3 protein-coding genes are annotated in these 4,580 nt (G+C 70.5%); all 3 read right to left on the bottom strand.

Features of this window, described 5'->3' with window-relative positions; translation table 11 throughout:
• Nucleotides 1–141: 141 nt before the first annotated feature.
• Nucleotides 142–1,854 carry a flavin monoamine oxidase family protein gene (locus D471_RS0115635; protein WP_017599488.1) on the bottom strand — a complete coding sequence of 571 codons (1,713 nt, stop codon included), beginning with the start codon at nucleotides 1,852–1,854 and terminating at the stop codon, nucleotides 142–144.
• A gap of 74 nt (nucleotides 1,855–1,928) precedes the next feature.
• Nucleotides 1,929–2,735, bottom strand: coding sequence for a carbon-nitrogen hydrolase family protein (locus D471_RS0115640; protein WP_017599489.1), 807 nt, complete (start codon nucleotides 2,733–2,735; stop codon nucleotides 1,929–1,931).
• Nucleotides 2,736–2,960: 225 nt separating this feature from the next.
• Complete coding sequence (locus D471_RS0115645; RefSeq protein ID WP_017599490.1) at nucleotides 2,961–4,442, bottom strand: amino acid permease; 1,482 nt, start codon at nucleotides 4,440–4,442, stop codon at nucleotides 2,961–2,963.
• Between the last annotated feature and the right edge of the window lie 138 nt (nucleotides 4,443–4,580).

Genomic DNA, 4,580 nt, shown 5'->3' on the forward strand with positions numbered 1-4,580 from the left:
GGCGCGGCGCCCGCTCTCGTCGGGCGCCCGAACGGCACCCCCATGGGCGACCGTTCCAGGAAACGAACGGGGACGGCCCCCGGCCGCGCGCGGTTCGGTGGACGCGCGGACGGGGGCCGTCGAGGCGAGGCCGGTCGGCCCTCAGTCCTCGGGAAGGCGCACGGGCGCCAGGTCGTCGAAGAGGTCGCCCGGACCCGGGTTGGTCGAGTCCGTCTGACCGCCGAAGTGGCGCACCACGCCCCACACGGCGTTGAGCGCGGTCTGCACGGCGCCCTCGGCCCAGCCGGCCGTCCAGGACACGTCGTCCCCGGCCAGGAACAGGCCGCGGTGGCGCTCCTCCAGCTCGTCCTGCTTGAAGTGCGTGAACAGGCGGCGCTGGTAGCGGTAGTGGCCCGGCAGGTTCGCCTTGAACGCGCCCATGAAGTAGGGCTCGTCCTCCCAGGAGATCGTCACCGGGTCACCCGTGATGTGCGAGCGGATGTCCACGTCCGGGTAGATCTTGCCGAGCGAGCTCAGCATGACCTCCATCCGCTCGTTGGCGGACAGCGGCAGCCACTTGAGCGAGTCATCGCACCAGGTGTAGGACATGCATATCGCGGCGGGACCGTCCGGGTCCTCACCCTCCAGCAGGTAGGTACCCCGGGTCATGCGGTCGGTGAGCGTCATGCTCATGACGTCGCGGCCCGTCTCCGGGTCCTTGTCCCGCCAGAACGCGCGGTCCACGGGAACGAACAGCTTCGAGGACTCCATGTAGTGGGTCCGCTCGATCGCCGTCCAGTGGTCGATCGGCAGCAGGCTCTCGTCGCAGTCGATCTTGGAGAGCATCATCCAGCTCTGGGCGGTGAACACCGCCGCCGCGTAGGTGCGGGTGGAGCCGGAGGCGTCCGTGACCGTGATGTTCCCGGACGGGGAGCCCTTGGCGGCGGTGCGGCGCAGCGCCGTGACCCCCGGGCGCGGCCCGTCGCCGTGCAGGGAGGCCAGGGACGTGCCCTGCGCCCAGTACGTGATCTTGTCCGGGGCGTGTTCCCACATCCGCGTCGGCAGCTGCTGGACGCCGCCGACGATCCCCATGTGGTCGTCGTCCGCGCCGGTGTAGGTGACGCGCAGGATCTCCAGGATGGAGTTGGGGAAGTCCGTGTCCCAGCCGCCCGTGCCGAAGCCCACCTGGCCGAAGATCTCACGGTGGCGGAAGGAGGCGAAGGCGGGCGACTCGCACAGGAAGCCGTAGAAGGTCTGGTTGTCGAGCTTGTCCACCAGCTCGTTCCAGATCTCCTTCTGGGTGGCGACGTCGCGCTCGCGGATCGCCTGCTGCATACGGGTGTGCTGGGCGCCCTCCTCCAGGGTGCGGTCCCAGGCGCGCGCCACCTCGCGGTAGACCTCGGGCAGGTCGTCGAGGGTGGTCGCGTAGTGCGACTCGCCCTTGAGGTCGACGACGGTGCTCGGGGTGACCGGCGAGAGCGGGTTCGGGAAGGGGGTCGTCTCCAGCCCCATCTTCTCGACGTAGTGCAGGAAGGCGCTCGACGACGGCGGGAAGCGCATGGCGCCCATCTCCGCGACGACGTCGTCGGGGCAGTTCGGCAGCTTCTCCGTGCGCAGACGTCCGCCGATCTGGTCGGCCTCGTAGACGACCGGCTTCAGACCCATCTTCATGAGCTCGTACGCGGTGACGATGCCCGACAGGCCGCCGCCGATCACGGCGACCTCGGTCCCGTGGCTCTCGGCCGGGACCTGTCCGAGCCCGGCGGGGCTCTCCAGGTAGGCGTCGTAGGCGAACGGGAAGTCCGGTCCGCACATGTTCAACGGTGTGTCCTGCGCGGGCGCGGAACCTGCGGCCGTGGGCACGGCGGACGTCATGGGCCCCTCCTTACACAAGGGTCTCGTCGAGCGGGTGTACCGCGTGGCTGATGTGACTGGTGTCGGGTGGTGGTTCAGGGGACGAGCGACCCGTACAGATCGGGTCGGCGATCGTCCAGATAGGACTGCTCGGCCAGCAGGTCGGCGGTCGCGTCCGGGTCCACGTCCGCGACCAGCAGCTCCTCGCCGGGGCCGGCGCGCAGCAGCTCGGCGCCGTCGGGGCCGATCAGGGCGCTCAGTCCCATGTAGTCGAGGTCGCCCTCGGCGTCACAGCGGTTGACGTAGGCCAGGTACAGCTGGTTCTCCATGGCGCGGGCCGGGACCAGCAGGGTGGGCACCCGGACGTTGGGGTGCATGAGCGCGGTGGGCACGACGAGCAGTTCGGTCCCGGCCAGGGCGTGCGCGCGCACGGTCTCGGGGAACTCGACGTCGTAGCAGATGAGGAAGCCGAGCCGGACACCGTTCAGGTGGGCCTGCACGACCGGGGTGTCCCCGGGGGCGTACATGTCCCGGTCCAGGTCGCCGAAGAGGTGGCTCTTGCGGTACAGCGCCAGGGACGCGCCGTCTCCGCCCACCAGGCGCACCGTGTTGTACACGCGCCCGTCGGCGCGCTCGGGGAACCCGTAGGCGATCGCCACGCCCGTGTCGGCCGCCACGCGGGCGACGGCCTCGGAGAGGGGGCCGCCGGCGGGGTCGGCCAGGCGTGTGACCTCAGCGCCCAGGGCGTAGCCGGTCATCGACATCTCGGGGCCGACCAACAGGTCGGCGCCCTCGTCGGCGGCGGCCCGGGCCCGGTCGGCGAGCCTGGCGAGGGAGGACGCGGTGTCCCCGCTGCGCCCGGTGCCCTGGTCCAGGGCCACGCGCAGGTGTCGGCGTGTCATCGCTCCCCCTCCCGATCGGTCGTCGCGTACGGCCGCGTCCACTCTAGGTGGACGATCGCGCTGAAATGCGCCCCGAAAGATCCACTTCGTTGCGTTTTTCGCGTGGTCAGTGGTGGTTCGTTGCATGGTTAGCGGCGTCTTCACCCACCTGTTTCACGCGGGCACCCCCAGCAACGCGGGGGCGGGGCCGGAAGATTCCCGGCCCCGCCCCCGTGTCTCAGCCGGTCAGACCCCGGCCTCGACGGTGCCCTCCGCCTCCAGGGCGGAGCGGCGCATGCTGTAGGCGAAATAGACGGCCAGGCCGACGACGAGCCAGGCGACGAAGGCCACCCACACGCTCAGGTCCATGCTGACCATCAGGTAGGCGCAGGCGAGCACGCCCAGGACCGGGGTGACCGGGGCGCCCGGCATCCGGAAGGCGCGCTCCAGGTCCGGTCGGCGCTTGCGCAGCACCATCACAGCCACGTTGACCAGGGCGAACGCGAAGAGCGTACCGATGGCGGTGGCGTCGGCGAGCGGCCCCAACGGGATGAGCGCGGCCAGGACGGCGATGACCACGGAGGTGATGACCGTGTTGGCGCGCGGGGTGCCCTTGGCGTCCACCTTGGAGAACGCCTTGGGGATGAGGCCGTCGCGGGACATCGCGAAGAGGATGCGGGTCTGGCTGTACAGGACGACCAGGACGACGCTGGCCAGGGCGAGCACGGCGCCCGCGGCGAAGATGACAGCCCAGACCGGGGTGCCGGTGACGTTGGTCAGGATTCCGGCGAGGGAGGTCTCGCCGTCGGCGAAGTCGGTCCAGTTGAGCGCGCCGACGGCGGTGAAGGCGACCAGGCAGTACAGGGCCGTCACCAGGATCATCGAGAACATGATGGCGCGGGGCAGGTCACGCTGCGGGTTCTTGGCCTCCTCGCTGGCGGTGGAGGCGGAGTCGAACCCGATGTAGGAGAAGAACAGCGTGGCGCCCGCGGCGCTGACACCCGCCATGCCCATCGGCATGAAGGGGGCGAAGTTGCCGTCCTGGACGGCGGTCACGGCGATGAGCACGAACATGGCCAGGATGGCGATCTTGATGGCGACCATGACCGCGTTGACGCGGCTGCTCTCGCGCACCCCGGTGAGCAGGGCGAACATCGACAGCAGGACCACGATGGCGGCGGGCAGGTTGATCAGACCGCCCTCCATCGGCCCGGCGAGCAGCTCGGCGGGCATGGACAGCCCGGTGGTCAGGTGCAGGAGCTCGTCGATGTACTGGCCCCAGCCCACCCCGACGGCGGCGACGGACACGCCGTAGGTGAGCATCAGGCACCAGCCGCAGATCCAGGCCATGAACTCGCCCATGGTGGCGTAGGCGTAGGAGTACGCGGAGCCGGAGGCGGGGATCATCCCGGCCATCTCGGCGTAGGCGAGGGCGGAGAACAGCGCGGTGATCCCGGCCAGCACGAACGCGATGATGACGGCGGGCCCGGCGACCGGCACGGCCTCACCGAGGACGACGAAGATGCCGGTGCCCAGGGTGGCGCCGATGCCGATCATGGACAGCTGCCAGAAGCCCATGTGTCGGCGCAGGCCCGCGCCTTCGGCGGCCTGCGTCTCGGCCACGAGCTTCTCGACGGGCTTGCGGCGGGTGAGGCGGTCCCTCAGCGAGGGCACACCGCCCTGGCCGGCGGGCACGCGGGTGCCCGCAGTGGTCTTCTGGTCCACCACGTGAATAACTCCTCGACGTTCTGTGCGTGGGCGCACCACACCCCTGGGGAGGGCGTGTGATGAGGGGCGGCCGCCGCTCCCCGGAGGATGCACGGCGGAGGGCGGCCCAGTGTTCCCGCCGGTCACGGCTGGGGCAAG

It is taken from the genome of Nocardiopsis lucentensis DSM 44048 (genome assembly GCF_000341125.1).
GTDB classification, from domain to species: domain Bacteria; phylum Actinomycetota; class Actinomycetes; order Streptosporangiales; family Streptosporangiaceae; genus Nocardiopsis; species Nocardiopsis lucentensis.

What these genes read in the sequence shown, in the direction of transcription:
- D471_RS0115635 (WP_017599488.1), bottom strand. Translation starts at nt 1,854, where the DNA reads ATGACGTCCGCCGTGCCCACGGCCGCAGGTTCCGCGCCCGCGCAGGAC.
- D471_RS0115640 (WP_017599489.1), bottom strand. Translation starts at nt 2,735, where the DNA reads ATGACACGCCGACACCTGCGCGTGGCCCTGGACCAGGGCACCGGGCGC.